Here is a 1,254-nt window from a genome sequence, read left to right on the forward strand (position 1 = left end):
AAAATTGGAGAGTGTTATGAAATCAACAACTAAAAGAACTCAGCGCGATTACTCCCTCGCTTTTAAACTCACTGTAGTTGATGAGGTTGAAAAAGGAAGCCTCACTTACAAACAAGCCCAAGAGAAGTATGGCATCCAAGGTTGCTCTACGGTTTTGGTTTGGCTTCGTAAGCATGGTCGACTAGATTGGTCTAAAGGGACACCTAACTTTATGTCCAAAGGAGACTCTATGGCCGAGTTCAATTTACCTCCTACACCAGAGCAACGTATTAAAGAGCTTGAGAAGCAGCTCGAAGATGCTCAACTCAAAGCCGACTTCTTTGAAGCTGTCGTGAACGTTATGGAACGTGACTATGGTGTTAGAGTGACAAAAAAGCACAAAGAAGCGTTGTCCAAGAGAAAACCATAGTAGGTTTGAGCGTTACGAAGTTTTGTCAGTTAGTACAAATCTCTCGCCAAGCTTATTATAAGCAATGCCAAACTCAATCTCGTTGTGAACATCATGAGCATGCTGTCATTGGCTTTGTCCGTGAAGTCAGGCTGAAGCAGCCACGCATTGGCACGCGTAAACTGAAGTTCTTAGCAGCAACAAAGGGCATTCAAATAGGTCGCGATAAGCTCTTTGAACTTCTCAGAAAGCATCGGCTGTTAGTGAGAGCAAGACGAGCCTATCACCGAACGACTGACAGCCGTCATCGATTTTTCTGTCACCCAAACAAAGTGAAAGATGGGCTGACACCAACGAAGCCAGAACAACTGTGGGTTGCTGATATTACTTACTTGCCAACTCAAAATGGAGAGAGTTATCTCAGCTTGGTTACAGACGCTTATTCAAGGAAGATTGTTGGTTTTTATGTGGATGACAACATGAAAACTCAATCAGTTAAGCGGGCATTTATCTCAGCTCTCAGGCAACGGCAGAGTGAAGAAAAGCTAATACACCACTCAGATAGAGGCTCACAATACTGTTCGAAGGAATATCAAGATATCCATAAGAAACATAGAGTGACTTGCTCAATGACTGACGGGTATGACTGTTATCAGAATGCTTTAGCTGAGCGTGTAAATGGGATACTCAAAATGGAGCTCTTGCTGAAGAAACCGAAAGATCTGAAAGAAGCAAGGACGATGGTAGCAGAGTCCGTAGATATCTATAATCAAATGAGGCCTCATACGGCTTTAAAATACAAAACGCCCGATGAAGTACATCGAGCGTTTTAGTTAAAAAGTGTCAACCCATATCAGGACGGGTCA

At 43.0% G+C, this 1,254-nt stretch carries 1 protein-coding gene; it reads left to right on the forward strand.

Going from position 1 to position 1,254, the window contains the following annotated elements:
* Positions 1-16 precede the first annotated feature (16 nt).
* Positions 17-1,221 (forward strand): IS3 family transposase gene (locus tag R7Z77_RS23965; protein ID WP_104975737.1). Its coding sequence is split into 2 segments (ribosomal slippage): positions 17-368 and positions 368-1,221, totalling 1,206 coding nucleotides; the frame shifts between segments, so codons are not numbered across the junction.
* The last annotated feature ends 33 nt before the right edge of the window (positions 1,222-1,254 follow it).

It is taken from the genome of Vibrio sp. 1401 (genome assembly GCF_033340295.1).